We start from the raw sequence: 25,436 nt of genomic DNA, 5'->3' as shown, positions 1-25,436 counted from the left end.
TCATTGCTGGGCCGTGTCCCTATCAGCGGTCATCTGGCGCCACCAGGCCCGGTGACAACACCCCCCGGATCATTCGTACGACAGGGGCAGTAAGTCATGCCGGGCCCAGCGACCGTAACCCCGACCAACGGGGTCACCAGCAAGGTAACGGGGCGGTCAGGCGCGGTAGGCGGCGATCAGGTCGGGCGCCGGCCGTCCCTCCTCCAGCGCCTGCCGGGTCCAGGCGGGGAAGCCCGCCAGCCAGGACGCGATCGGCTCCGCGAGGGCGCGGTGCTCCGGTTCGAGCGCCGGCAGCGCTGCACCCCAGTGCGAGGCCATCGCGGTCGCCTGGGCGCCGCGGGCGTACCCCAGCGTCTGCCCCGGGAGTGGCTTGAGCGGCAGCCCCAACGAGCGCCGGAACACCCCGCGCAGGCCCAGCTCGGCCGGGACGCCCTGGGTGGCGAGGTCGAAGTCGAAGCCGTCGAGCACGGCCCGATCCACCTCGATCTCGAAGTGCCCCCAGCCGTGCTGGGCCAGCCAGGCGCCCACGAGCGCCCACGCCGCCGACAGCCGGTCGGGCGGCACGTCGCGGCCGTGCGCGACGGCGTCGATCTCCAGGCCGGTCGGGACGCCGGGGTGCACCACGGGGGCGTCCACGGCGCGGCGCGAGAAGGGGCCGAGCTTGCTGAGCAGTCCGCCGCGCGGGGGCGGGGTGGGCCAGGTGCGCTCGGTGACGTCGCGCAGCTCGGCGACCCGAGTCTCGCTGCCGCTGAACAGCTCGCGGACGTCATCGATGCCCACGGCGATGAGGCTGACGTTGCCCATGGGGCGGAGCATACCCACGACGGGCGTGGAATAGACTGACCGGGTGAAGCTGAGGGCGCAGAACAAGATCGTGACCGGTGCGCTCATCCTGCTGTTGATCCTGATGGTCGCAGGCGCGCTGCTGTCGGCCCCGCCCGTGCGCGCCGACGAGGTGTTCCGGCTCCCGGCGACCTCCGCCCCGCTCGGCATGGCCACCGACCACACGCGCGGGCGCTACTGGACGCTGGACAAGGCCTCGGGCAGGCTCACCCTCACCGCGATCAAGCCCGACGGCACCGTGGAGGGCTCCATGTCGTCGCGCGACTCCCTGACCAGCGCGCAGGCGCTCGCGTTCGAGTCCGGCGAGGCCTACGTCGCCGACATCGGCGGCAGGCGCAGCCAGGTGACGGTCTACCAGGTCACCGAGCCGTGGCCGGGCACGGAGATCCTGAAGGCGATCGCCTACCCGCTGGCCTACCCCGACGGCAGCCACGACGCCGCCGCGATCCTCGTGGACGCCGACCACCGCATCTCGCTGGTCACCAAGGGCCCGCAGGCCGGCGTCTATCAGGCGCCCGCCCAGCCGACGCGCGACGCCCCCAACCCGCTGACCCGGGTGGCCGACGTGCCCGACGGCGTCACCGACGGCGTGGTGCTGCAGGACGGCCGCATCGTGCTGCGCACGGCGACCACCGTCCTCACCCTGGACGCCGGCTTCGCCCCGCTCGGTCAGGCGGAGATCCCGGCGGGCGAGCGCGGGCAGTCCGTGACCCAGGCGATGGACCCCGCACAGGTGCTCACCGCCGCGGGGACCGGCGGCGTCGTGAACGCCGTCCCCGTCCCGGGACCGGCGCCGGCGACCCCGACGCCGCGCGCCACCCGCATACCGAAGTCCCAGACCCAGGCCACCGCCGGGCCCGAGGAGAACCGCACGTTCGCCCAGACGGGCACCACGGCGTCCATCGCCGTCGCGGCCGGGCTGGCCGCGCTCGCCGGGCTCGTCGTCGTGCTGCGGCGGCGCTGAGGCGTCGCTCAGACGGTGCGCTCGAGCACCCAGTCGATGCAGGCGGTGAGCGCCTCGACGTCGGCCGGATCCACCGCGGGGAACATCCCGATCCGGAGCTGGTTGCGTCCCAGGCTGCGGTAGGGCTCCACGTCCACGATGCCGTTGGCCCGCAGCGTCGCGGCCAGCGCGGCGGCGTCCACCTGCGGGTCGAAGTCGATCGTGCCGACCACGGGGGAGCGGTACGGCTGCGCCACGAACGGGGACGCGAGCGGGTGCGCGTCCGCCCAGCCGTACAGGTGCCCCGACGAGGCGCCACAGCGGCGCGCCGCGTGTGGCAGCCCGCCCGCGGCCAGCAGCCAGTCGATCTGCTCGGCCATCAGGAACAGCGTGGCCAGCGCGGGCGTGTTCAGCGTCTGGTCGGACCGGCTGTTGTCGAGCGCGAGCTGCAGGTTGAGCGAGTCGGGCACCCACCGCTCGGCGGTGAGCCGCCCCGTGCGCTCGATCGCCGCCGGGGACAGGAACGCGAACCACAGCCCGCCGTCGGACGAGAAGGCCTTCTGCGGGGCGAAGTAGTAGGCGTCGGTCCCGGCCAGGTCGACCGGCAGCGCGCCCGCCGCGCTGGTGGCGTCGATCAGCGTCAGGGCGCCGGGGTCGGCCTCCCCGATCCGGTGCACCGGCGCGGCCGCGCCCGTCGAGGTCTCGTTGTGCGCCCACGCGTAGGCGTCGGCGTCCGCGGGCGCGGGCAGCGCGACGGTGCCCGGCTCCACCCGGGTGACGGCCGGCTCGTCCAGCCACGGCGTCCGGGCCAGGGCGGCGGCGAACTTGTGGGTGAACTCCCCGAACACGCCCACCGACGCGCGCCGCTCCACCAGCGCGAAGCTCGCGATGTCCCAGAACTGGGTGGAGCCGCCGTTGCCGAGCGCCACCTCGTAGCCGTCGGGGGCGTCGTACAGCGTCGCCAGCCCGGAGCGGATCCTGCCGACCACGTCCTTGACCGGCGCCTTGCGGTGCGAGGTTCCCATCCACGAGGCGCCGCGCCCGGCGAGCGCCTGCAGCGCCTCGGGGCGCACCTTGGCAGGGCCGCAGCCGAAGCGACCGTCGCGGGGGAGGAGTTCAGCGGGAATATTCAGGGACACGGCGTCATTCTCCCATCGTCGCCCCGGCTCCGGCGGCGACGCCCATGACGGCTAGGGTAGGGCTGTGCGTGTAGGGGCTGCGAGCGGGAGGGTGCAGGCGTGAGTGACCTCATCGATACGACCGAGATGTATCTGCGGACGGTGTACGAACTCGAGGAAGAGGGCGTGCCGCCGCTGCGTGCGCGCATCGCGGAGCGGTTGGGCCAGAGCGGGCCCACGGTGAGCCAGACGGTGCAGCGGATGGAGCGGGACGGGCTGCTGCACGTGGCCGACGATCGTCACATCCAGCTCACCGAGGACGGCCGCGCCAAGGCGACCAGCGTGATGCGTAAGCACCGCCTCGCCGAGGTGCTGCTCACCGAGGTGATCGGGCTGCCGCTCGACCTGGTCCACGACGAGGCGTGCCGCTGGGAACACGTCATCTCCGACGCCGTGGAGGCCCGCCTGGCCGAGATCCTGCACGACCCGGCCCGGTCGCCCTACGGCAACCCCATCCCGCTGCACGGCGAGCTCGGACCCGAGGTGCCGGCCGTCGCGCAGGTGTGCCCGCTGTCGCAGGTGCTGCCGCACGTGGGGCAACTGGAGGTCACCATCGAGCGGCTCACCGAGGCGCTGCAGGCCACCCCGAACATGCTCGCCGAACTCGGCGAACTCGGGGTCGCGCCCGGAAGCTCCGTCACGGCGGAGCGTGCGGGGGCGGACCTGAAGCTCACGGTCGGCGATCAGAGCAGGCTCGTCGCCGGCGAGTTCGCCCACCACCTCTTCGTGAAGGAGGCGTCCGCGCGCTAGGCGCGGCGAGCGGCCATGAAGCGCGGCTTCGACTGGGCGACCTACCTGGCCGCCGTCCACCGCGACCACCCCGGGCTGACCGAGGCGATCATGACGCGCCTGGAGGCGGACGGCTCCAACCCGTACCGCTGGCTGGCGCGTGCGGTGTCGCCGCGCGCGCGCGACGTGCTGGATCTCGCGTGCGGGGCCGGGGCGATGGTGCGCGAGCTGGAACAGCCCGGACGCCGCCTGATCGGCCTCGACCTGTCCGAGCACGAACTGGCCGTCGCCACCGAGCGGTCGCAGGCGCCGTTCGTGTGCGCCGACGCGCGCCGGCTGCCGTTCGCCGACGACTCCCTCGACGCCGTCGTCAGCGCGCTGGGCCGCTGGTGATCCAGCCGCCCGAGGCGCTGTTCGCGGAGGTGGGGCGCGTGCTGCGTCCCGGCGGGGTCTTCGCGTTCATCGCCCCCACGATCCTGTTCGTCCGGCCGCGCGAGCTCGCGCGGTCGCTGCAACTCGTGGCGCGGCTGCGTTCCCGGCCGCGGTTCCCCGGCCCGACCGAGTGGACGAGCTACGTGGATGCGCTGGCCGGGACGGGGCTGCGCAAGGTGGAGGACGCCCGCGAGCGCTACCACGTCGAGGTCGGCTCGCGCGTCGAGGCGCTGGAGGTCATCGACGCCTTGTACCTGCCCGGCGCGTCCCCGCGCCGCAAGCAGGCCGCGGTGGACTGGCTGTCGGGGCGCATCGACCGGCGTGGCCCGGTGCGGATGTCCATCGGCATGCGCCGCTTCGTGGTGCTGAAGCAGTTGCACGCGTCCTCCGCGGAGCCCGCGACCCAGGTCGCGGGGAATGACTCACCCGCGGCAGGCGTTGAGGGGCAGTAACCAACGAAAGGAGCCACCATGGCCACCGTCGAGTTGACCGCTGAGAACTTCGCGCAGACCATCGAGGGGAACGACACCCTCTTCATCGACTTCTGGGCCGCCTGGTGTGGCCCCTGCCGCATGTTCGCGCCGGTCTTCGACGCCGCGTCCGACAAGTACGAGGACGTGACCTTCGCCAAGCTCGACACCGAGGACCAGCAGCAGATCGCCGCCGCCCTCGAGATCCAGTCGATCCCGACCCTGATGGCGTTCCGGGGCGGCGTCCTGGTGTACCGCGAGGCGGGCGCCATGAACGCGTCCAGCTTCGACCAGCTGGTCGAGGCGGTGAAGGCCCTCGACATCGAGGACGTCCGCAAGCAGGCCGAGGAGGCCCAGGCGCGTCACGACGCCGAGCACGGCCATGCCGAGCCCGAGGCGTCCGAGGCCCCGGCGTCCGAGACTTCGGCGGAGCCCGAGGCGTCCGAGAAGTGAGAGCGTCCCCGGCGCGGCACCCCAGCCGCGCCGGGGTTCTCTTCTCCCACCCACGAACCCCCGACGACAGGAGACCACCATGGAGCTGCAGTTCGGACTCGACACCTTCGGCGACGTCACCGTCGACCTGCAGGGCGCGCCGCTGAGCCAGGCGCAGGTGATCCGCAACGTCGTGGAGCAGGGCATGCTGGCCGACGAACTCGGCCTGGACGCGTTCTCCGTGGGGGAGCACCACCGACCCGACTTCGCCATCTCCGCGCCGGACATCGTCCTGGCGGGTCTGGCGACCAGCACCCGGCGGATCAAGCTCGGCTCGGCCGTCGTGGTGCTCAGCTCCGATGACCCCATCCGGGTCTACGAGCGGTTCGCGACCATCGACGCTCTGAGTGGCGGACGCGCCGAGCCGGTGCTGGGACGCGGCTCGTTCATCGAGTCCTTCCCGCTGTACGGCTTCGACCTGGCCGACTACGAGACCCTGTTCGAGGAGAAGCTGGCGGTCTTCGCCGAGCTCCTCAAGGAGGAGCCCGTCACCTGGTCCGGCAGCTACCGGACGCCGCTGGAGGGCGTCGACGTGTTCCCCAAGACCGAGGGCGGGCGCATGTTCGCCTGGGTCGCCGTCGGCGGCTCGCCGCAGTCGGTGGTCCGCGCCGCCCACTACCGGTTCGGGCTGCAGCTCGCGATCATCGGCGGACCGGCCGACCGCTTCAAGCCCTTCGTCGACCTGTACCACCGCGCCCTCGACGAGTTCGGCGCCACGGAGCCGCTGCCCGTGGCGGTCCACAGCCCGGGCCACGTCGCCGACACCGACGACCTGGCGAGCACGCAGCTCTACGAGCACTTCAAGGCCAACCGCGACCGCATCGGTGCGGACCGCGGCTGGGGCCCGATGTCGCGCGACGAGTACGACAACGAGGTGGAGCACGGCGCGCTGTACGTCGGCTCGCCCGAGACCGTCGCCCGCAAGATCGCCGCCACCGTTCGGCAGTTGGGCGTGCAGCGCTTCGACCTGAAGTACGCCAGCGGCCCGATGCCGCACGAGCAGCTGATGCGCTCGATCGAGCTCTACGCCACGCGGGTGGTCCCGCTGGTGCGGGATATGCTGAGCTGACCCACGGCCCGCCGCTTCGGGGTCTGACGCCCGCAGTCGTGGACAGGTCGGCGTCGCGGCGGCCCCAGCAAGATTCGAACTTGCGACACAAGGTTTAGGAAACCTCTGCTCTATCCCCTGAGCTATGGGGCCCGGCCAGCAAGGCTACTCGGACGCCCCCGGCGCGACCAACCGCATCCTTCCCGGCGGTGGAGCCGGTCAGCCCGACACGCACGCCCGGGCGGTCTTCAGGGCCTTGGGGCCGTCGGCGAACGCGATGCCGGCGAAGGAGTGGCTGCCCGGCCAGTCCGCCTCGATGTTGGAGAACTGCTGGCCGTCGGTCACGAAATGCTCCAGCGTGGCGCCCTTGCCCTGGGCGCGCCAGTAGGCGACCACGGCGATGTCCTCCGGCAGGTCCACCGCTCGCGGCTCGGGCTTCCCGGTCGGGACGTCGTGGCCGAGGATGGTCGCCACCTGCCAGCGCTCGTTCGCCGTGAGCGCCCGGCACTTCGGCGCGAACTTCGGGTCGGCCGGGACGTACTGCAGCACGATCCCGGTCGGCCCGAGCGCCGTGCCCGGGTCGGGGCCCATCGGCAGCGTGGTCCCGGGGAGGTACTTGGTCTCGCGGAGGTCGGCCGCGCACGACTGCGCGGCGGTGTAGGCGTCCCGCGCACCGTCGAAGCGGAGGTCACCCACCACGCCGGTCCAGCTCTCGGCGAGGTTCACGAACGTCGTGCCGTCGGTCGCCAACGCCATCTGCTCGGGGGGAAGGGTGTTGTGCCAGAAGCTGACCACGGCCCAGCCCGAGCCCAGGTCGACCGCGCGCATCGGACGGTTGATCATGGGCCGCACCGCGCCCTCCAGCACGGCGGTCTCGTCGGGACGCAGGTCGCGGCACGGGAAGCCGGACGGCGCCGGCACCGCCGGTGCGGATGTGGGGGAGGGGGTCACCGTGCGAATGATGGTCTGGGTCGGCGCGGGGGGCTCGGCGGCGCAGCCGACCAGGACCATCGCTGCCGCCGCGAGCGCAGCGAACACGGAGGAACGCTTCACCCTTCGCACGCTACCCCGGCACCGGCCGCCCCGCGGGGTTGTTGGAGTGCCGTCACCCGGACGGGTGCTCCGGCCTTTCCGCGGCCGCGCTTCGTGACGCGCCGGGGCGGGATTCGGCGGCCGGCGGTGGGTGGACCGGCTCGGTACCTCGGCCCACAAGGGGCTGGAGTGAGAACGATCCCACTTTGGGCGGCCCCACGGCCCCAAAGGTCGTACTTAATAGTGATCGGCTCGTATCACCCGTAGGGGGGACTGGTTTCGTGGGAGCAAGCCGCGTATAGTTCTAGCAAGAGAGCGACGCCAGGTAGATGATGTCTCCTGGGGGTGGGTAGACGGCTTCTTAGCCCTTCGACCGGCGTCGCTCTCCCTTTATGTTCCCAGACGGATCGCCACAACGCTGTGACGCGATCGGGGTCGGGATGCAACGCGATGGGAACCCTCGGCTCACGCCTCGCTAGAGTCGGCGTCATGACCTCCGGACTTGAGCGGGCTCGCCAGAAGATGCTGGACGCCGGCGCCTCCGCGGCAGCCGTCGACGTGTTCACGCACTACTACCAGCAGTTGGGGCAGCCCGGCGGCGGCTACATCCGCGAGGACTCGCTGGAGCCGCTCACCGACCCGCCCCGACTAGCCTCGATCGACATCGACCCGGACGCCGCCGCCGACGCCCTCTCCCGGACGGCCATCATCAAGCTCAACGGCGGGCTGGGGACCTCGATGGGCCTCGACGGACCCAAGACGCTGCTGCCGGTCCGCGGACGCAAGACCTTCCTCGACATCCTCGTCGCCCAGGTGCTGCGCGCCCGCGAGCGGTACAACGCCCGCCTGCCGCTCATCTTCATGAACAGCTTCCGCACGCGCGAGGCCACGCTGGCCTACCTCGAGCGCTACGACGACCTCGCCGTCGGCGGGCTGCCCGTGGACTTCCTGCAGGGGTTCGAGCCGAAGCTGACCAAGGACACCCTCGAGCCGATCGAGTGGCCGGCCGACCCCGACCTGGAGTGGTGCCCGCCCGGCCACGGCGACATCTACACCTCTCTCGTCGGCACCGGCCTGCTCGACCAACTCCTGCACGAGGGCTTCCGGTACGCGTCGATCGCCAACGGCGACAACCTCGGTGCCGGCCCCAACGCCACCCTGGCCGGCTGGTTCGCCCAGTCCGGCGCGCCGTACGCCGCCGAGGTGTGCCCCCGGACGCCCAACGACCGCAAGGGCGGCCACCTCGCCATCCGCAAGAGCGACGGCCAGCTCATCCTGCGCGACACCGCGCAGACGGCGCCCGAGGAGATGGAGTTCTTCACCGACGAGTACCGGCACCCCTACTTCCACGCGAACAACCTGTGGGTCGACCTCGCCGCGCTGCAGCGGCTGATGGCCGAGCGCAACAACGTGCTGGGGCTGCCCCTCATCCGCAACGAGAAGAACGTGGACCCCAGCGACAAGTCCACCCCCGAGGTGATCCAGATGGAGATCGCCATGGGGGCCGCGATCGAGGTGTTCCCCGGCGCCCAGGCGATCGCCGTGGAACGCGACCGGTTCCTGCCGGTAAAGACGACCAACGAGCTGATGCTGGTCCGCTCGGACGCCTTCGCGCTCGACGGCGACGCCCGGCTGTGCGCGACCACCGAGCGTCTGCCCGCCGTGTCGCTGGACAAGCGGTTCTACGCGCTGCTGCCGGACTTCGACCGGCGCGTCGAGTACGTGCCGTCGCTGAGGGAGGCCCGCTCGCTGACCGTGAACGGCGACTGGACCTTCTCCGACCCCGTCACCGTCATCGGGGACGCCGTGCTGCCCGACGAGGGCGAGCCGCGCGTCATCGAGGACGAGGCCATCGGACGCCGGTGACCGGACGTCCCTGGCACCGGGCGCTCGGGCGGGCGCTCACCGGCTGCGACCTGGACCTCGGCGTCCAGGAGCGGTTCGAGGTGGACGCCGCCGTCGCGGCCCTGGCAGCGGCGGGCTGGGACGCCGGGCGGATCGGTGCGCACGCGCACGCGGTCGCCGGCGCGGAGCCCTGGCCCCACCCCGTTCCGGCCGACGCCCGGGGCGGCATCGGGCCTGCCGAGTTCCACGCGGCGCTGATCCGGACACGCGAGGCGCTCGGGCTGGCGGTGCTCACTGTGCTTCCGCCGTCCACCCGCACGCGCCTGGACGCCGACGAGCGGCGCCTGCTGGCCGACGCGCCGCCGCACTTCGGCCGCGGCTGATCTTCGAGGTCGCGACGTCGCTCAGAGGGTGGGCACCGGCGTGCGCCTCGGGTGCGACCGCATGTCGCCGCGCCCCTGACCGTGACGCGTCTAGGTTCAGGACCCATGCGGGCAGACGAAACGGGGCCCGCCGAAGCGGACCCCGTTGACGATCCCACGGACGAGCCGTGGCGAGCGTGGATCAGTTGCGGGCCTTGAGCAGGTCGCGGATCTCCGCGAGGAGCTCGTCGGTGGTCGGCGCCTCGACGGCGACCTCGGCCTCCTTGTTCTTCTTCATGCGGGCCTGCAGCGCGTTGTACGGCTTGATGACGCCGAAGAACACGACGGCGGCGATGATGACGAAGGACACCAGCGCGGTCAGGAAGACGCCGATGTTGACGTTGATCCCCGGGATGACGACCTGGCTGAAGTCGGGCTGGCCACCGATCAGACCGATGAAGTCCATGATGATCTGGGTGAAGGCCTTCACCACGTCGCCGAACGCCGCGCCGATGATGACGGCGGTGGCCAGCTGGACGAGGCTGCCCTGCATCAAGAATTCCTTGAATTCCTTCATAAAACTCTGTTCCCTCTCGACGGTAGTGCCCCGAGTACGGGGGGCTGTGGGGCAACCGGCGGACGATGTTACCGAAAAGTCAGTGCGGATGGGAGTTGAGGGGTAGTGTTGGCCGGTTCGTCACCGCGCCGGCACCCGGTGTTCCCTCACCGCACGGCGATGGTGAGGGAGCCCGTCTGGGCCAGTTGGGCGAGCCGCGCGGCGGCGTCCGGGGATACCTCGATCAGCGCCGCCCGCGAGGCCGCGCCGAAGCCCTCAGCAGTTTCGGGCGCGCTCAGGACGCGGACCTGGCCCGCCACGGTGGCGCCGTCGGAGGCGATCAGGTCGATCTCCGCGCCCGGCCGCACCAGGGCGGCGATGCCCCCGCTGGGAAGCGGGAGGGCGATCACCACCATGCCGGGGCGCGCCAGCCGCTCGCCGGAGGCGACCGACGCCTCGGTCAGCACCGTGCCCGCGGTGACGGGCCCGGCCAGCGCGCGGCCAACCAGGGCGTCCGGTTCGGTGATCGCCGCCTCCGGGACGGCCTCGGGCGGGAGAGGACGCGCGACCAGGTCGCCGCGTCCCAGCACCGTGCCGGCCGGCAGCGCAGCCCCCGCCACGAGCACGGTCGTGCGATCGTCCGGCGGTGGGGACAGGGCCCAGAGCCCGGTGAGGACGGCGACGAACGTGCACAGCGCCGCCAGGGGGCGCCGGCGCAGCCGCAGGAACCGGGGCAGGGACAATGGGGCGCGCGGAGGTTTCACGCCCGCAGGTTAGGCGGGCCGCGTCAGGCGGTTCGGTGACGCTGCGGGCGGGCGGGTCAGGAGTCGGAGGTGGCCTTCTTCGGCTTGTCCGCCTTCTTGGGCTTGTCCGCCGACTTGGCCCCGGACTTCTCGGACTTGCCGCCCGACTTCTCGGAGGCGGCCTTGCCCTTGTCCTTCTTGCTGCGGTTGTCGGTGGCGTAGAAGCCCGACCCCTTGAACACGACGCCGACGGCGCTGAACACCTTGTTGAGGCGGCCCTGGCACGTGGGGCAGACGGTCAACGGGTCGTCGGAGAACTTCTGCTGCACCTCCAACTCGCGGCCGCAGTCGGCGCAGCGGTACTCGTAGGTGGGCATGGGGCTCCTTCCGGGGACGACGACGGGACAGTCTAGCCCCGGGTCGGAGCGGCGTTACGGGCGGCGGGCGCCCGTCGAGACGGTGCGCGACGGGGTCACGACGAGATCGACGGGCAGGTCCCACGGTTCGCGGGGCACCTCGTCCACCAGTTCGGCGTCGCCCACCAGGGTCGCCAGGGTCGCGGCCGGGTGCGCGTGCAGGAGCGCGCGGTCGTACCAGCCGCCGCCGGTGCCCAGCCGGCCGCCGTCCGGGGCGGCGAGCAGCGCCGAGACCCACACCAGCGTGCAGGACGCCAGCGCGTCGGCGTCCAGCGTCGGGGTGGTCGGCTCGGGGATGCCGTGCCAGCCGGGGCGCAGCGCGTCCGCGCCGGCGTACCAAGCCCAGGCGGGGGAGCGGTGGCCCTGCAGGACGGGCAGCAGCACCTCGACGCCCTCGGCCGCGAGCCGTTCGATCAGGGCGGTGGTGTCGGGCTCGGGTGCGACGGAGACGTAGGCGGCGACGCGCCGGTGCCCGCGCGAGGCGTCCAGCAGGCGCGGCAGCCGGTCGCGATCGGCGTCCGCGCGCGCCCCGTCGGCGGCCCGAGCAGCCCGGACGGCCGCGCGCAGCGCCTGCTTGGCGCGGGAATGCCCGCCGGATTGCACGGCTCGCGGCAACCCTTCCGGGCCGGGTGTGCTCATTGTCTTATCGTAGTTTCATGGCCAGCTTCGCACCCAGCACGACCGACGGCGTCGAGGGCGACGACCGCCCCGTCTCCTCGCCGTTCGCGCGTCCCACCGGTACCGCCCGCTCCCTGGAGCAGGAGCGGGACTTCCTGCTGGACAAGGTCCAGCCGATGCGGCCGTTCGCGATGCAGATCCTGGATGTGCCCGGCCTCGTGCTGTGCGAGGACATCGTCTCCGACCTCGATCTGCCGCTGGTGACCACCGCGCGCGTCGACGGCTACGGCGTCCGGGGCTCCGACCTCGTCGGCGCCACCCCGGAGCGTCCGGCGAGCCTGTACCTCATCGACACCATCCGCGCCGCCGACGACCCGGGCCGTCCGGTCGTGGCCGGCGCGGCCGTCCAGGTCGAGGCCGGCGCCATCGTCCCCGAGGGCGTCGACGCGGTCGTGCCGCTGTCGGCCGGCCGGCTCGGCGAGGACGACGTCGTGCTGATCGAGGGCGAGACCCGCCTGTTCCAGAACCTGCGCCGCGCCGGCTCCGAGCTCGCCGACGGGACGCCGCTGCTGCACGCCGGCGACGTGCTGACGCCGCGCTCGGTCGCCGTGCTGGCCGAAGTCGGCCTCGACAAGGTGATGGTGCGCCCGCGTCCGCGCGTGGTCGTGTTCACCGTCGGCGAGACGCTCATCGAGCCGGGCCACGCGCTCACCGCCCCGCAGCAGCGCTACGACGCGACCACCGCGCTCATCACGGCCGCGGCCCGCGCCGACGGCGCCACCGTGTACCCGCTCGGCGTCGTCCCCGCGGATGCCGAGGCGGTCCGCCGCGTCGTCAACGACCAGCAGATCCGCGCCGACCTGATCGTCGCCATCGGCGGCGGCTCGTTCGTCAACGACATCACCGGCGCCCGCGACGTCGACGAGGCGCTCGTCGGCCTCAACGGGAGCGCCCCGATCGTGCACGCCGGCCTCGGCGACGGCCGGACGCCGCTCATCACGCTGCCCTCCGGCGTTGTGTCGTCCTACGTGGCCTACCTGGCGCTCGTGCGCCCGCTGGTCAACAAGCTCAACGAGGTCGACCCGCTGGCCGGCGAACGCCTCCCCGGGCGGCTGACCGGGCCCGTCGAGTCCGAACTCGGCGTCACGCACTACGTGCCCGCCGTCCGGGACGCCTCGGGTGAGGTCACCGCGATCGCCGCGTCCGACTCCCAGCTCGCCTGGGACCTCGCCCGCGCCAACGTGCTGGCGATCATCCCCGCCGACTGGGACGGCGCCGTGGCCGGCAGCGAGGTCGAGTGCGTCGTGCTGGGCGACGGATCGGACCACGAGGCGCGGTGAAGCCCGGCGGGGCGCACCGCTGGCCGGTGAGCCTGCAGCACGGCCCGGTCGGGCTGCGTCCGCTGCGCGCCCGCGAGGAGACGTACTGGTACGAGATCCGGGCGCGCAACGCGTCCTGGACGCGACCGTGGGACGCCACCCGGCCCGATGAGTCCACCGAGGCCGGGCTCACCTTCCGGCAGTTGGTGCGGCAGTTCAACGTGGACGCCCGCGCGGGCCGCGCCCTGCCCTGGGCGATCACCTGGACCGAGCCCGGCGACGAGCCCGTGCTCGTGGGGCAGCTCACCATCTCGGGCATCACCTACGGGTCGGCGCGCTGGGGGATGGCCGGCTACTGGGTCGACCGCGCCGTCGCGGGCCGCAACATCGTCCCGACCGCCCTGGCCCTGGGCGCGGACTACGCGTTCGGCGTCCTGAAGCTGCACCGCATCGAGGTGGCGATCCGTCCCGAGAACGTGAACTCGCTGCGCGTGGTGCAGAAGCTGGGCTTCCGGCCCGAGGGGATGCGTCCGGCGTTCATGCACGTCAACGGCGAGTGGCGCGACCACCTGATGTTCGCCCTGCACGCCGAGGAGGTCGGCCCCGAAGGCCTGATCGGACGCCTGCCCGCGCGCTGATCTAGGGCTCGCGCCACGACTTCGGGGGAGGGATGCCGGTGGCGCGGCGAGTCCTCCGGGGAGGCGTCCACGAGCACCTTTAGGGTCGTGGCCATGGGTTTTCAGGGACTGATCTTCGGCGCCGTCGCGGCGTGTTGGCTGATCTACCTGGTGCCCATGTTCCTCAACCGCCGTGATAACGGGCTCATGGACGAGGTCGAGCCCGGTGAGCCGTTCAGCTCGTCGGTGACGATCGTCCGCCGCGGCACGCCGCTGGACACCGCCGAGAACGGCACCGCCGTCGTCTCGACGCCGCACAACCGCCGCGCCGCGCTGCGCGAGCTCGCCGATCTGGACCGGGCCGCCGCGCGCCGCCGCCGCCTCACCGTGCTGTTCCTGCTGCTGGTCGCCTCGACCACCGCGGCGATGGCCGGCTTCAACCTCGTGCCCTGGTGGACGCTGGCCGTCCCGGGTGGGCTGCTGGTCGCCTTCCTCGTGGTCGCGCGGATCTCGGTGGCCCGGATGCGGCGCAAGCTGGACGCCCGCGTCCGGGTGGTCCGCGGCGGCGACGTCGACGAGGAGACCGTCGCGATCGCCGTGTGGGAGTCCACCGAGGAGGAGGAAGCCGCACACTCGGTCGAGCTGAGCGGCCCCATCGAGATGACCGGCTCGCTGTGGGAACCGATCCCCATCACCGCGCCGACCTACGTGTCGCGTCCGCTCGCGCCGCGCACCGTCCGCACGATCGATCTGTCCGCCCCACTGCCCTCCGGCTCGGGCGTCCCGGTGACCGCGGACGCCCCCGAGGAGGCCGCGTCCGGCGCGTCCGCCGAGGTGGACGGCCAGGGCGACGAGCGTCCCCGCGCCGTGGGGGAGTGATTTTCGCGCTGGCTGTGCTGCGTGGTAGTCTGGTCAGCGCTTCAAGGGGCTATGGCGCAGTTGGTAGCGCGTCTCGTTCGCAATGAGAAGGTCAGGGGTTCGAATCCCCTTAGCTCCACCAAAAGTGTCTTACGGGAACACGCGACATTGGAAGATGTTGGGTGTTCCCGTTTGCTTCCTTGCCTGCGGCGGCCTCGAAGATCGTCTTGAACAGCTCGGCCAGGCGTGGGCGTAGCTGCTCTTCGTCGGTGATCTCCAACCGGGTGTAGAACGCTTGGTTCGCGGGTCTTCGGTTCTCGTCGTCCGAGTGCGTATACGCGTGGTGCGCGTGGGTGAGCAACCGCAGGCTGTCGTGGAGGAACGCCCTCGCTCCGGCGTTTTGCTCCTCGTGTCCGCTGAGGCGTTGTTGGATGTCGGTGAATCCCCCCGGCGTGTCCGGAGGCTCAACTGTGTGTGAGCTCAGCCGGTGGCTGGGCGTGTAGACGAGCGTAGAACGCGTTCTCGAGTTCTGCTGGTGGGATGTCGCCGCAGTACTCATACAGCCGTCGGTGGTTGAACCAGTCGATCCATTCGGCGGTGGCGTACTCGACATCATCCAGGGTCCGCCACGGCGCCCGGCGTTTGATCAGTTCGGTCTTGTACAAGCCGTTGATCGTCTCGGCCAGCGCGTTGTCATACGACGAACCGATGGCCCCGACCGAGGGCTGGATCCCGGCAGCGGCGAGCCGTTCGCTATAGCGGACGGCGCTGTACTGGGAGCCCCGGTCGTGATGCGCGATCACCGAGGCCAACTCGTGTCCGTCGCGTTGCCGGGTCCAGATGGCCTGCTCGACCGCGTCGAGGACGAGTTGGGTGGTCATGGTGGCCGAGCAGCGCCAGCCCAGGATCCGGCGGGCGTAGGCATCGGTGACGAACGCGACATACGCCCAGCCGGCCCACGTCGACACATACGTGATGTCGGCCACCCAAAGCCTGTTGGGCTCCAGCGGGGCGAAGTTCCGTTTCACCAGATCACCGGGACGAACGGCTGCCGGATCCGCGATCGTGGTGCGTTTCACCTTGCCACGCACCACCCCCGTCAGCCCGGCCGCGCGCATCAGCCGCTCGATCGTGCAGCGGGCCACGCTGATCCCTTCCCGGTTCAGCTGCAGCCACACCTTCCGGGCCCCGTACACGCCGTAATGAGCGGCATGCACCCGATGCACCTCCACCAACAAGGCCTGGTCGCGTTCTTGCCGACGCGTGGGAAGCTTGTCCTTCCACTCATAAAAAGTCGATGGGGCGATCGGCAGGCCATGCTCGGTCAGCACAGCACAGATCGGCTCAACACCCCATCGCAGCCCGCCAGGCTCCTGGCGGTCGGCGTGCTCGCGGATGAAGTCCACGATCACAGCCCTGGCCGGTCGAGCTCGGCCGCGAAGAAAGCCGAGGCCGCCTTCAAGATCGCGTTCGCCCGACGCAACTCGGCGTTCTCACGCTTGAGCCGCTTCAACTCGGCCGACTCCTCCGACGTGACCCCCGGCCGGGCACCCTGGTCGACCTCGGCCTGACGCACCCACTTCCGCAACGTTTCCGGCGTGGCCACCCCCAGCAGGCCGGCCACCTTGGCCATCGCCGCCCAATCCGTCGGATGATCCGGCCGGACCTCGGCGTACATGCGCACCGCCCGCTGCTTCAACTCAAGCGGATACCTCTTCGATGTGTTCCCTGGCATGACTCCAAACCTTCCCTTCCCAAGGTTCGGAGCCCCCGGACACGCCGGGGGGATTCACGGCGAGGCCCGTGCGGATGCGGTCTTGGTGTCGCTTCAGCGTGGGCAGGTCGATGGCATCGTCGAAGTGCGCGGCGAGGAGCTTGTCACTCTCTGCTTCGAGGCGCCCTCGGTTGGCGGTGAAGTTGGCGAACTCTCGGTCCCGTCCGGCGCTCTGCTCTTCGAACGCGGCATCGACTTCGGCGGCGAGGTGCCGGTAGTCGGTCTCGCTGATCGTGATGTCGCGGTATGAGTCCGCGACCAGCCGCTCGGCGGCCTGGACAGGCACGGAGCGTCTGGTGCAGGTGGTCTTCTTGGCTGCGCGGCCGGAGCAGATGAAGTAGGCGTAGGTGGTGCCGCGCGGGTTGGTGGCGAAGTCGAGTAGCATCCGCGACCCGCATGTTCCGCAGTGCAGCAGCCCTTGAGGTGGTGCGCATGCTGGACGTGCCGCGTCATCCGCGGGTTGCGCGGCTTCAGTAGCGATTGCACCTGATCGAACATTGAGGGCTCGATCAGCGGCTCGTGCGCGCCCGGGTGCAGGGGCTCCTTTACAGCGGATCACTCCCGCGTAGTACGGGTTCGTGAGCAGCTTGTAGACGTGTTCTTCCCGAGCGGCTTCGACGTGCGCTTCGGTGACGGCACAGGCGTCAACCCTCGCGCGGTGAGGTCACGCAACAGCCCGGTGACGGAGGTCTAGCCGTTGGCGTAGGTCTCGAACGCCCGCCGAATCAGCGGCGCTCGCTCGGATCGATCTCGACAGTGCGAATCATGCGGCCGCGTGGGTCGGTGCGGCGGACGTTGAGGTAGCCAGCCGGGGGCGCGCATCGGTGTGCCGCCCTGCGCGAGCTACTGGGTAAGGCCCTTCGTTGCCTCCGTGGCGAGGTGGCGGCTGTAGAACTCCGCAATGGACCACATGATGCCGTGCATCAGCACCCCCGAGGGAGTCTGATCGATCGACTCCGTCGCCGACACCAAGGTGACGCCTGCCGCGAGGAGGGCTTCGTGATTTCTTCACGTCGTCTGCGCGGTTGCGCGCGAGCCGGTCGAGCTTGTGAACGATGCAGAAGGTCACCCGGGCTGCGGCGATGAACGCGAGCTGGGGTGCCCAGATGTTGTTGTCGGCGGCCGGCGGTCTGCGTGTTCCCCGTGGCGTGTCAGTGGCCCCGGATACGATGGGAGGGTGTTGATGGCAGACCTGTTGAGTGTCGCCGAGAGCGAGCGTGTCGCCGCCCTCGGTGGGCTTGATGCGCGCACGCAGGGCGAGCTCGGGCAGTTCTTCACGCCCGCAGTGGCCGCGCAGTTGATTGCCTCAATTCCGCGCCTGCCCGAAGGTGGGACGTTGCGTGTGCTCGACCCCGGCGCAGGCTCAGGTGTACTTGCAGCAGCGCTCGTCAGCCGTGCCCTCCCAGAACGGTCAGAGCTGTCGATTGAGATCATTGCGGTCGAGCGCGACCCTCTCGTCCTGCCAAGCCTCAGGGCAACGCTTACGGCATGTGAGCAAGCGGGTGGTGGCCGAGTCCACGCCAGGGCAGTTGAGGCGGACTTCATCCTCGACTCCGTCGGCTTGGATTCTTCGCTAAACTTTGAGGGCCAGTTCGATCTCGTGATTGAGAACCCTCCGTACGGGAAGCTTGCGGTATCGAGTGCACATCGGGCGGCCATGCGTGCTGCCGGGGTCGATGCACCGAACCTGTACGCGGCGTTTCTCTCGCTGTCCGTGGCGGCGCTTCGGGAAGGTGGCCAGGTGGTGGCGATCACTCCCCGCTCGTTCTTCAACGGCCCGTACTTCGGCGCGTTTCGTGCCCATTTGCTCGACTCGATCGCTCTCGATCGAGTGCACGTTTTCGATTCCCGCTCCACGGTGTTCGCCGACACTGGCGTCCTTCAAGAGAACGTGATCTTCGCTGGAACGCGCGGGGCGGCTCCGGGTGTTGTTGAGCTTTCCGTCAGCCGTGACCACACTGATGATGTCTCAACCCGTGCCGTCGCGTATGACGAGGTCGTGTTCCCCAACGATCCGAACCGATTCATCCGCCTTGCGACCGACGCTGAAGACACGGCTGTCGCCGAGGTTGTGCTTTCTCAGCCTTGCTCCCTGGCTGATCTCGGTGTGCAGGTCTCAACCGGTCGCGTGGTCGTTTTCCGGTCGCGCCATGCGCTCAGGGCTGTGGCGCAGTCCGGCGCTGCGCCGCTGATCTATCCAGGCAACCTTCGAGACGGCGGCGTGATCTGGCCACGAGAAATCCGCAAGCCGCAGTGGTTCCAGCCGACTGACGACAAGGATCGCGCGATGCTCCTGCCGGAGGGCTGGTACGCGATCGTCAAGCGGTTCAGCGCGAAAGAAGAACGCCGACGAATCGTCGCTTCAGTCTGGTCGCCACTGGAAAACCCCGGCAAGGTGGCGTTCGAGAACCACCTCAACGTCTGCCATATCGGCGGTCACGGCTTGGACGAGGACCTTGCCAATGGAATCGCCCTCTGGCTCAACTCGTCGGTCATCGACAAGTTCTTCCGCACCTTCTCTGGCCATACCCAGGTCAACGCCACTGACCTTCGAAGCCTCCGGTTCCCTACAGCGGCCATTCTGCGCGACCTGGGACGTAACTCCGCCGCGTCCCAGCTGGAGGTTGACTCCCTAGTCAGGGAGCTGATCGCCGCATGAGCGAGCTTAACGACGCTGCGTACGAGCGTCTGGAAGAGGCTCGTATCGTTCTCGAAACGCTCGGCATGGATGCCGAGCGCAGCAACGAGCGATCAGCGCTCGTGCTGCTGGCACTCCTGAAACTCACCCCCTTCGAGTCCTGGACCGAAGTCGCCAACCCGATGCTCGGCACGCGCGCGATCATGGACTTCATCCGCGACGAGTACGGCAAGGACTACGCGCCGAACTCCCGCGAGACGGTTCGGCGATTCACACTGCATCAGTTTGTGGAAGCACAACTCGTCGTACAGAACCCCGACCAGCCGCAACGCCCCGTCAACTCCCCGAAGTGGAACTACCAAGTCACGGCTGAGGCGCTGGACGTGCTGCGCGCCTACGACACCGACAGATGGTCGTCCGCTGTCGATCAGTACCTCGCTGAGCTGCCGGGACTCAAGGCCCGGTACGCGGCGGTGCGCGAGATGGACCGCGTCCCGCTGACCCTCCCCGATGGGTCGGTCTTCACCCTGACGCCGGGCGGCCAGAACGTCCTACTGAAGGCGATGATCGAAGACTTCTGCCCACGTTTCACCCCCGGTGGACAGGTGCTGTACATCGGCGACGCAGGGGACAAGTGGGCGCTCTTCGAACGCGATTCCCTCGCATCGCTCAGCGTGAAGGTCGATCAGCACGGCAAGATGCCCGACCTCGTCCTGTACCTACCAGACCGGAACTGGCTCGTGCTCCTCGAAGCTGCCAGCTCCCACGGCCCAGTCGACTCCAAACGGCAAGCCGAACTTGCCGAGCTGTTCGCAGAGTCAACGGCCGGACTCGTCTACGTCTCGTGCTTCCCCGACCGGGCTGAGTTCCGCAAGTACGTCGACAAGATCGCCTGGGAATCCGAAGTTTGGTGCGCCGACCACCCTACCCACATGATCCACTACAACGGTGAACGATTCCTCGGGCCATACGAATGAGTGAGGAAGCCGTCAAACTTGTGATCGAACCGGAGTAGCCATGGTTGATCGTGGGATGACCTTGCCTACGTCGGGTGAAGTTGTGGCTGCCCTGCGCGACGCTGGGTGGCTCTTGGAGCAGGATACCGCTCGCGCTTTGGGCGCCGGTGGATTCCACGTGATGCAGGGCAAGGCGTTTCCTGATCCAGACGACGCGACTGTGTCACGTGAGATCGACGTTTATGGCTATCGACAGCTTTATCGCAACGATGAGTTGTCGTTCAGCGTCGGCGTTCAGGTACTCGCTGAGTGTAAGCAGAGTTCGATGCCTTACGTAGTGGTAGGCGGCCCAGCGAGCCCCTACGAGTTGGAGCGGGATCGAAAAGAACAACATTTCCGGTTCCCAACCATCGAGACTGGGCGGACGGAGCTTGGGGACGGTCGAGCGCAGCTTCACAGCACGCGTGCTCGAGAGTATCTCGGGATCGACAAGTTGCCAGGGAATCCGTGGGAGGGTGGTTTCCTCGGGACTCAGCTAACCCGCCTCGACCGTAAGCAGACCTGGCTAGCGGACAACCGGGGAATCTTCACCTCATTGGTCTACCCGCTGGCGAAGGCGTTGACGTACTTTCGTTCACAGGTGAATAGGGCCTCCTACGTCACGCACCGGCCAGGTCAGGAATGGGCGAGCATCGACTTCTATTACCCAGTGATCGTCACCTCAGCGCCAGTGTTCGCGGTTGACGTCACGAGCGAGAGTATTGAAGCAGTCGAGGTCCCATGGGTGGCCGTGACCCGTGAGATCAAGTCGGCGAAGGTCGACGGACATTTCAACATCGCCGTCGTATCCGCCGGCTCACTCTCCACCTACTTGGCAGACCGTGTGAGCAAGTTCGGCGATGCAGTTGGGGAGATCGCGAGCACTGATCCGCAGCGCTTTGTCTGCCATCAGGATCATGAGTACGCCTCTCGCCTCAAGGGCTAGCACGAGCCTTCGTCCAGGCGGTGCCACGGTGAACGCCGAACTGCTTCGTCAAAGTGATGACACTGATGCCGCACCTGCGAGCCGTTTTCGCATAGCACCCACTCGAGCTGAGCTAGTAGCGTCTGATGTCATAGGTCGTTGCAGTCGTCACGCGCCCATCTGAATGATCTGTTCGCAGCTGTGACGAGCGACGCCCAGGGCTCCTGCTCATCGGCGGTCAATGCGTCAGCACCGTTGGCAGCGAGCCATCGGACGAGGGCGTGTGGCCTCACACGTTCAGTTTTCCCTAGTCGCGCGGGTGATCCGGTGGAGGTGGTGCGTGACCGAGCGGGCCGGAACCCTGGCCCTCAGCGCCGTGGCCCGCTCCGCGGGAGCGAGTAGCGTCGTGGCCCGTAGCAGTCGGCGTCCGGAACCAAGCTGTCATCGCGCCATGCACAGCACCCACTGTCGCTGTCGGTTACGGCGGCAACGTCCTCGCACAACCACCGCGGAGTGCGGGACGGCACAGCTTGTTGACCTCGCGGCGGTGAGCCAGGGGCTAGCCGCGACGCCGCCAGCGGGCGGGACGACGACGCCTCCTTTGGGGTGGGAGAGTGCCGCTCGTGTGCTCGCTGCTCTGGCGGCGCGCCTCCTCGGCTCGGGCTTCTCGGCGGGCGGTCCAGGCGGTGACCGTGGCGTCGACGTCGCGGGGCATCGTGATCAGCGGAGGTCCTGCTGGGGGAAGGTACCGGGCGCGGACCACCCGCTCGTTGAACTGCCTGACCTCGCGGCGGACGGCGTCCTCGTGCGGGAGCCGATCGAGCAGGTCGTCCAGGGCGGCGTCGTCCTTGCGCAGTTGGATGGACGCCGGCAGCAGCGCGAGGCCCTCGCGCTTGATGAGGCCCTTGAGCCACCAGTCGGGGTCGTGTTGGGCGGGCAGGTCCAGCGGGCGGCCGCTACCGGGCAGGTCGTCGAACTCACCGCGTTCGATCGCCTGGCGGATGTGTCGGTCGGCGAGCAGCGCGATCACCGTCTCGGTGTCGAACTCGAACGCGTACGGGTTGTAGAACCTGGCGGGCAGTTCGGGGCTCGTCATCCCCGCTCACCTCCTGGCACGGGCTGTCGGTCATCTGTATTATGTCACTTGTATTGAAACATGAGGAGGGGTGCCGTGCCGAAACAAGTCGATCGCCACGAGCGACGCGAGTCCATCGCCCACGCGCTGTGGCGGGTCGTGGATCAGCAGGGCTGGGCGCGCGCCACCCTGCGTGAGGTGGCGAGCGAGGCGGGCGTTTCGCTGGGCCAGCTCCAGCACTATTTCTCCTCGCGTGCCGAGATGCTGGCCTTCGCGGTCGAGTTCGCCTCCGAGCAGACGGCCCGTCGCGTGGCGGACGCGCTGGCGGCGCTCGGCCGGCCCCCGCACCCGCGCGAGGCGCTCCGCGTGGTCCTCACGGAGATGCTGCCGCTGCGTCCGGACGCCCGGGCGACCAGCCGCCTCCACGCGGCCTACGTCGCCGAGGCGCTCCATGACCCCGCGCTGAAGGCGCAGGTGGGCGCCGGAATGCGCGACGGGCGGGCACAGATCGAAGCCCTCATCCGGCAGGCGATCCGCGACGGTCAGATCGGTCCGGGTCGTGACCCCGTCGTCGAGACCGACCTCGTGCTCGCGGTGACGGGCCTCGCCCCGCTGCTCGAACTGGACGTCATCGAGCCGGGCGCGGCGCACGCCGCCATCGACGAGCACCTGGACAGACTCTTCGTCCCAGGTTCCGTGGGAGTGCCTTCAGGGACGCCGGAGCCCCCACCGCTGGCCGGGACCGCACGCCGTGATCCTTCGACCCACCGATCCACTCCGATGAAAGCAGGCACCGCATGACGCAGTACTTCCTCACCGTCCCGCACGACGCGGGCGAGGAGCCCACGATGGAGTCGATGCTCGAGTTCGCCCCGGCTGAGCTGGACGCACTCCTGGCGGCCGTCGACGCCTTCAACTCCGACCTGACGAAGGCGGGGGCGTTCGTCGCCGCCGGTGGCCTGCAGCCGCCCTCGGCGGCGGTCACGGTCGATGTCACCGGAGGCGTGCCCCGTCACACCCCGGGCCCGTTCGTCGACGCGCCCTCCTACGTGGGCGGCTTCTGGATCATCGAGGCTCCTGGGATGTCCGAAGCCCTGGCCTGGGCGGAACGCGCCTCCGCCGCTCTGGGTTCTCGCATCGAGGTCCGCGCGCTTCAGGAGGAGCCTGCCTGACCGCGGGTGCTCGACCCGTCGTTCGCGGAACCGGACGCCGCCGGCGCAGGATCAGCGGGCGTCCGGCCAGTACATGCTGTCCGGGGTCGGGCGGGCGCCGAAGATCGCCTGGCCCACCCGGACGCAGGTGGCACCCTCCTCGATCGCGGTCTCGAAGTCGCCCGACATGCCCATCGACAGCCCGCCGGGTCCGATCAGGTCGGGGTCGGTGGCCCGAGCCCGGTCGCGCAGGTCGCGCAGCAGCGCGAAGCACTTCCGGACGCGCTCCTGGTCGCTGGTGAACAGCGCCAGCGTCATCAGGCCCTTCACCCGTAGCGTCGGGTAGGCGGTCAGGTCGGCCAGGAAGCCCGGCAGTTCGTCGGGGGCGACGCCGTACTTCTGCGGCTCGCTCGACGTGTTCACCTGGACGTACACGTCCAGCGGGCGGCCCAGGGCGTCCAGTCGGCGGTCGAGGGCCTCGGCGACGCGCAGGCTGTCCAGGGCGTGGAACTCGGCGGCGATGGCGGCGACGTCCTTGGCCTTGTTGCGCTGCAGATGCCCGATCAGCGACCAGCGGACGTCCAGGTCGGCGAGCTCGCCGTGCTTGCGGACGGCCTCCTGCACCTTGTTCTCCCCAGGGTGGTGCAGCCGGCGGCGATCGCCGCGCGCAGCCGCTCCTGCGGCACGGTCTTGCTCACCGGCAGCAGTTCGACCTCGGACGCCTCGCGTCCGGCGCGGTGGGCCGCCGCCGCGATCCGGGCGCGCACGGCGTCCAGGTTGGCGGCGAACTCCTCCGGCGTCGTCGCGTGGGGGAAGGGTGCGCCATGGTCGGGTTGCTGCACGGTCGTCCTTTCGTGTGGGCCCTCCCAGCGTAGGCCGGGCGGCGGGGCCGGACGCGCGGTGGTGTCACCCCGTGAGGCCCACCGTCGCCGGTCGGCGCTGCTGGGGAGCGACCCTGGAGCCGCCGAGATTTGCGCGCCCCAACCATTGACTTCACAACGCCTTGTTTGTTAAGGAGGGTGCAGGTGGCAAGGAGCGCCCCGACCGACGAGGGTGACCGTACCGGAAGCCAAGACGGTCACACGGGAGGCAGCAATGTCCGATCGCCCGCAGAATCCGCATCCAGAACAGCACGATCACGAAGCGGAGGCCCATCGGCTCGCCCACGAGCAGGGTCGGCCCCACTCCCACGGTCATGGGCACCCCCATGATCATCAACACTCCCACAGCGACGCGTTCGCCTCGAAGGAGGGACGCTGGGCGCAGCTCGCCGAGGAGCGGATCTCCCTGTTCCGACACGACGAGGAGATCGAGCGCGGCCTCGCGTTCGGCCTCGAGGGTTCCCCGACCCTGAAGGATCGCACCATCCCCACGTTCTCCCGCGGCGAGCTGCCGCACTTCGCGGGGAGCGCGGCACGTTCCTGAACTCGCCCTTCCTCGAGGACGTCAACCAGGTCGAGGACGCCGAGGTCGCCATCTTCGGCGCGCCCCTGGACTCCGGGGCGACGTACCGGCCGGGTGCCCGGTTCGGCCCGCAGGGCATCCGCCGGTCCACGAACCTGTTCGGTACCTACTGCTACGAGCTGGGCATCGACCTGCGCGAGCAGCTCAACATGGTGGACATCGGCGATATCTTCACGATCCCGGGCAACCTGGAGAAGTCCTTCGACCAGATCAGCCAGGCGATGGCGCACGTCTACCAGCGGGGCGTCTTCCCGGTCATCCTCGGGGGCGACCACTCCATCGGCTACCCGACGATCCGGGGGCTGGCGCCCTACGTCGACGGCAACGTCGGCATCATCCACTTCGACCGGCACGTCGACACCCAGGAGACCGACCTGGACGAGCGGATGCACACGACGCCGTGGTTCCACGCCACCAACATCAAGAACGCCCCCGCCACGAACCTCGTGCAGGTCGGCATCGGGGGCTGGCAGGCGCCGCGGGCCGGCGTCAAGGTGGGACGCGAGCGGGGCACCACCGTGATCACGGTCGGCGACGTCGAGCGGGTCGGCATCGAGAAGGTCGCCGAGGTCGCCCTCGAGACGGCGTGGAAGGACGCCAAGGCGGTCTACCTCTCCTTCGACATCGACGTCATCGACGCCGGCTTCGTTCCCGGGACTGGCTGGCCCGAGCCGGGCGGCCTGCTTCCGCGCGAGGCGCTCAACATGATTCGGATGATCGCCGGCGAGGGGATCTCCGGGCTCGAGGTCGTCGAGTGTTCGCCGCCGTATGACTGGGCCGAACAGACCGCTCTGCTCAGCTCGCGGGTGATCCTGGACGCCCTGGCGATGCTGGTCCGCAACGGCCACCTCGGCACGAAGGCGGCCCAGCTCGACCGGCACGCCTGGGGGCCGCAGGCCGCCTGACCGTGCGT

At 69.8% G+C, this 25,436-nt stretch carries 27 protein-coding genes, 2 tRNA genes and 3 pseudogenes; 19 read left to right on the top strand and 13 right to left on the bottom strand.

Features of this window, described 5'->3' with window-relative positions:
* Window positions 1-156 precede the first annotated feature (156 nt).
* Window positions 157-804 (bottom strand): DUF7691 family protein, encoded by a 648-nt coding sequence (locus G7070_RS04570; RefSeq protein WP_166232314.1) that lies wholly within the window; start codon window positions 802-804, stop codon window positions 157-159.
* A 43-nt stretch (window positions 805-847) separates the two neighbouring features.
* On the opposite strand from G7070_RS04570, the gene G7070_RS04565 reads away from it, so the two are divergent.
* Window positions 848-1,807 carry an LPXTG cell wall anchor domain-containing protein gene (locus G7070_RS04565; protein ID WP_166232312.1) on the top strand — a complete coding sequence of 320 codons (960 nt, stop codon included), beginning with the start codon at window positions 848-850 and terminating at the stop codon, window positions 1,805-1,807.
* Window positions 1,808-1,815: 8 nt separating this feature from the next.
* Here the strand turns inward: G7070_RS04565 and serC are convergent, their stop codons facing one another.
* Entirely contained in the window at window positions 1,816-2,925 is a 1,110-nt protein-coding gene (serC, locus tag G7070_RS04560) for a phosphoserine transaminase (protein WP_166232310.1), read from the bottom strand.
* Between the two features lie 99 nt (window positions 2,926-3,024).
* Between serC and G7070_RS04555 the strand changes: the two genes are divergently transcribed.
* The 5 genes and pseudogenes from G7070_RS04555 (at window position 3,025) to G7070_RS04535 (ending at window position 6,156) form a co-directional block, all read left to right on the top strand.
* Window positions 3,025-3,714, top strand: coding sequence for a metal-dependent transcriptional regulator (locus tag G7070_RS04555; RefSeq protein ID WP_166232308.1), 690 nt, complete (start codon window positions 3,025-3,027; stop codon window positions 3,712-3,714).
* A gap of 15 nt (window positions 3,715-3,729) precedes the next feature.
* On the top strand, window positions 3,730-4,086 hold the full coding sequence (locus tag G7070_RS04550; RefSeq protein ID WP_166232306.1) for a class I SAM-dependent methyltransferase: 357 nt from the start codon (window positions 3,730-3,732) through the stop codon (window positions 4,084-4,086).
* Window positions 4,083-4,577, top strand: a complete 495-nt coding sequence (locus tag G7070_RS04545) for a hypothetical protein (protein WP_166232304.1) — start codon at window positions 4,083-4,085, stop codon at window positions 4,575-4,577. Before G7070_RS04550 ends, G7070_RS04545 begins: the two co-directional genes overlap by 4 nt.
* Before the next feature lie 18 nt (window positions 4,578-4,595).
* Window positions 4,596-4,940 (top strand): annotated as a pseudogene (trxA, locus tag G7070_RS04540) (thioredoxin); the annotation flags it as partial.
* A 187-nt stretch (window positions 4,941-5,127) separates the two neighbouring features.
* The gene (locus tag G7070_RS04535; protein WP_166232300.1) at window positions 5,128-6,156 is read left to right on the top strand and encodes an LLM class flavin-dependent oxidoreductase; all 1,029 of its coding nucleotides are present in this window, start codon (window positions 5,128-5,130) and stop codon (window positions 6,154-6,156) included.
* Between the two features lie 59 nt (window positions 6,157-6,215).
* Here G7070_RS04535 and G7070_RS04530 read toward each other — a convergent pair.
* Both G7070_RS04530 and G7070_RS04525 read right to left on the bottom strand, forming a co-directional pair.
* Window positions 6,216-6,288, bottom strand: a tRNA-Arg gene (locus tag G7070_RS04530).
* 66 nt (window positions 6,289-6,354) lie between these two features.
* The gene (locus G7070_RS04525; RefSeq protein WP_166232298.1) at window positions 6,355-7,188 is read right to left on the bottom strand and encodes a hypothetical protein; all 834 of its coding nucleotides are present in this window, start codon (window positions 7,186-7,188) and stop codon (window positions 6,355-6,357) included.
* A gap of 468 nt (window positions 7,189-7,656) precedes the next feature.
* On the opposite strand from G7070_RS04525, the gene G7070_RS04520 reads away from it, so the two are divergent.
* Both G7070_RS04520 and G7070_RS04515 read left to right on the top strand, forming a co-directional pair.
* Complete coding sequence (locus tag G7070_RS04520) at window positions 7,657-9,033, top strand: UTP--glucose-1-phosphate uridylyltransferase (protein ID WP_246227325.1); 1,377 nt, start codon at window positions 7,657-7,659, stop codon at window positions 9,031-9,033.
* Complete coding sequence (locus tag G7070_RS04515) at window positions 9,030-9,395, top strand: hypothetical protein (protein WP_166232294.1); 366 nt, start codon at window positions 9,030-9,032, stop codon at window positions 9,393-9,395. Before G7070_RS04520 ends, G7070_RS04515 begins: the two co-directional genes overlap by 4 nt.
* Window positions 9,396-9,576: 181 nt before the next feature.
* Here the strand turns inward: G7070_RS04515 and mscL are convergent, their stop codons facing one another.
* The 4 genes from mscL to G7070_RS04495 all read right to left on the bottom strand — a co-directional run bounded on the left by mscL (window position 9,577) and on the right by G7070_RS04495 (window position 11,728).
* The gene (mscL, locus tag G7070_RS04510) at window positions 9,577-9,951 is read right to left on the bottom strand and encodes a large conductance mechanosensitive channel protein MscL (RefSeq protein WP_166232292.1); all 375 of its coding nucleotides are present in this window, start codon (window positions 9,949-9,951) and stop codon (window positions 9,577-9,579) included.
* 146 nt (window positions 9,952-10,097) lie between these two features.
* Window positions 10,098-10,694 (bottom strand): SAF domain-containing protein, encoded by a 597-nt coding sequence (locus G7070_RS04505; protein WP_166232290.1) that lies wholly within the window; start codon window positions 10,692-10,694, stop codon window positions 10,098-10,100.
* A gap of 56 nt (window positions 10,695-10,750) precedes the next feature.
* Window positions 10,751-11,050, bottom strand: a complete 300-nt coding sequence (locus G7070_RS19530; RefSeq protein ID WP_166232288.1) for an FmdB family zinc ribbon protein — start codon at window positions 11,048-11,050, stop codon at window positions 10,751-10,753.
* 54 nt (window positions 11,051-11,104) lie between these two features.
* Window positions 11,105-11,728 carry a 5-formyltetrahydrofolate cyclo-ligase gene (locus G7070_RS04495; protein ID WP_166232286.1) on the bottom strand — a complete coding sequence of 208 codons (624 nt, stop codon included), beginning with the start codon at window positions 11,726-11,728 and terminating at the stop codon, window positions 11,105-11,107.
* 17 nt (window positions 11,729-11,745) lie between these two features.
* On the opposite strand from G7070_RS04495, the gene G7070_RS04490 reads away from it, so the two are divergent.
* The 4 genes from G7070_RS04490 to G7070_RS04475 all read left to right on the top strand — a co-directional run bounded on the left by G7070_RS04490 (window position 11,746) and on the right by G7070_RS04475 (window position 14,643).
* Window positions 11,746-13,047 (top strand): molybdopterin molybdotransferase MoeA, encoded by a 1,302-nt coding sequence (locus tag G7070_RS04490; protein ID WP_166232284.1) that lies wholly within the window; start codon window positions 11,746-11,748, stop codon window positions 13,045-13,047.
* Window positions 13,044-13,664, top strand: coding sequence for a GNAT family N-acetyltransferase (locus G7070_RS04485; RefSeq protein WP_166232282.1), 621 nt, complete (start codon window positions 13,044-13,046; stop codon window positions 13,662-13,664). Before G7070_RS04490 ends, G7070_RS04485 begins: the two co-directional genes overlap by 4 nt.
* A gap of 93 nt (window positions 13,665-13,757) precedes the next feature.
* A complete protein-coding gene (locus tag G7070_RS04480; protein ID WP_166232280.1) occupies window positions 13,758-14,522 on the top strand; it encodes a hypothetical protein in 765 nt (254 codons plus the stop codon).
* A 45-nt stretch (window positions 14,523-14,567) separates the two neighbouring features.
* Window positions 14,568-14,643 (top strand) — tRNA-Ala (locus G7070_RS04475).
* Between the two features lie 322 nt (window positions 14,644-14,965).
* On the opposite strand, the gene G7070_RS04470 is transcribed toward G7070_RS04475, so the two are convergent.
* The 3 genes and pseudogenes from G7070_RS04470 to G7070_RS19760 all read right to left on the bottom strand — a co-directional run.
* A protein-coding gene (locus G7070_RS04470; RefSeq protein ID WP_166230744.1) for an IS3 family transposase occupies window positions 14,966-16,236 on the bottom strand; the annotation gives its coding sequence in 2 pieces (ribosomal slippage) (window positions 14,966-15,948 and window positions 15,948-16,236; 1,272 coding nt in all).
* Complete coding sequence (locus tag G7070_RS17580) at window positions 16,202-16,834, bottom strand: recombinase zinc ribbon domain-containing protein (RefSeq protein WP_431977918.1); 633 nt, start codon at window positions 16,832-16,834, stop codon at window positions 16,202-16,204. Before G7070_RS17580 ends, G7070_RS04470 begins: the two co-directional genes overlap by 35 nt.
* Window positions 16,835-17,118: 284 nt before the next feature.
* Window positions 17,119-17,259: pseudogene (locus G7070_RS19760) on the bottom strand (recombinase family protein); the annotation flags it as partial.
* Between the two features lie 199 nt (window positions 17,260-17,458).
* Between G7070_RS19760 and G7070_RS04460 the strand changes: the two are divergent.
* The 3 genes from G7070_RS04460 (at window position 17,459) to G7070_RS04450 (ending at window position 20,854) form a co-directional block, all read left to right on the top strand.
* Window positions 17,459-18,934: an Eco57I restriction-modification methylase domain-containing protein gene (locus tag G7070_RS04460; RefSeq protein WP_246227662.1), complete on the top strand. Its 1,476-nt coding sequence runs from the start codon at window positions 17,459-17,461 to the stop codon at window positions 18,932-18,934.
* Window positions 18,931-19,890 (top strand): BsuBI/PstI family type II restriction endonuclease, encoded by a 960-nt coding sequence (locus G7070_RS04455; RefSeq protein ID WP_166232276.1) that lies wholly within the window; start codon window positions 18,931-18,933, stop codon window positions 19,888-19,890. The genes G7070_RS04460 and G7070_RS04455 overlap by 4 nt, the downstream gene beginning before the upstream one ends.
* Before the next feature lie 157 nt (window positions 19,891-20,047).
* Window positions 20,048-20,854 (top strand): hypothetical protein, encoded by an 807-nt coding sequence (locus tag G7070_RS04450; RefSeq protein WP_166232274.1) that lies wholly within the window; start codon window positions 20,048-20,050, stop codon window positions 20,852-20,854.
* A gap of 538 nt (window positions 20,855-21,392) precedes the next feature.
* On the opposite strand, the gene G7070_RS04445 is transcribed toward G7070_RS04450, so the two are convergent.
* Window positions 21,393-21,929, bottom strand: coding sequence for a DnaJ family domain-containing protein (locus tag G7070_RS04445; RefSeq protein ID WP_166232272.1), 537 nt, complete (start codon window positions 21,927-21,929; stop codon window positions 21,393-21,395).
* Between the two features lie 75 nt (window positions 21,930-22,004).
* Between G7070_RS04445 and G7070_RS04440 the strand changes: the two genes are divergently transcribed.
* Together G7070_RS04440 and G7070_RS04435 are read left to right on the top strand one after the other, a co-directional pair.
* The gene (locus G7070_RS04440; RefSeq protein ID WP_166232270.1) at window positions 22,005-22,709 is read left to right on the top strand and encodes a TetR/AcrR family transcriptional regulator; all 705 of its coding nucleotides are present in this window, start codon (window positions 22,005-22,007) and stop codon (window positions 22,707-22,709) included.
* Window positions 22,706-23,080 carry a YciI family protein gene (locus tag G7070_RS04435; RefSeq protein WP_166232268.1) on the top strand — a complete coding sequence of 125 codons (375 nt, stop codon included), beginning with the start codon at window positions 22,706-22,708 and terminating at the stop codon, window positions 23,078-23,080. The genes G7070_RS04440 and G7070_RS04435 overlap by 4 nt, the downstream gene beginning before the upstream one ends.
* Before the next feature lie 51 nt (window positions 23,081-23,131).
* On the opposite strand, the pseudogene G7070_RS04430 reads toward G7070_RS04435, so the two are convergent.
* Window positions 23,132-23,901: pseudogene (locus G7070_RS04430) on the bottom strand (YggS family pyridoxal phosphate-dependent enzyme).
* A 253-nt stretch (window positions 23,902-24,154) separates the two neighbouring features.
* Between G7070_RS04430 and G7070_RS18395 the strand changes: the two are divergent.
* A complete protein-coding gene (locus G7070_RS18395; RefSeq protein ID WP_246227320.1) occupies window positions 24,155-24,484 on the top strand; it encodes a hypothetical protein in 330 nt (109 codons plus the stop codon).
* On the top strand, window positions 24,481-25,428 hold the full coding sequence (locus G7070_RS04425; RefSeq protein ID WP_348981495.1) for an agmatinase family protein: 948 nt from the start codon (window positions 24,481-24,483) through the stop codon (window positions 25,426-25,428). The genes G7070_RS18395 and G7070_RS04425 overlap by 4 nt, the downstream gene beginning before the upstream one ends.
* Window positions 25,429-25,436 lie beyond the last annotated feature (8 nt).

The organism is Propioniciclava coleopterorum (assembly GCF_011393335.1).
Lineage (GTDB): Bacteria > Actinomycetota > Actinomycetes > Propionibacteriales > Propionibacteriaceae > Propioniciclava > Propioniciclava coleopterorum.
This window is presented reverse-complemented; position numbering and strand designations above follow the sequence as displayed.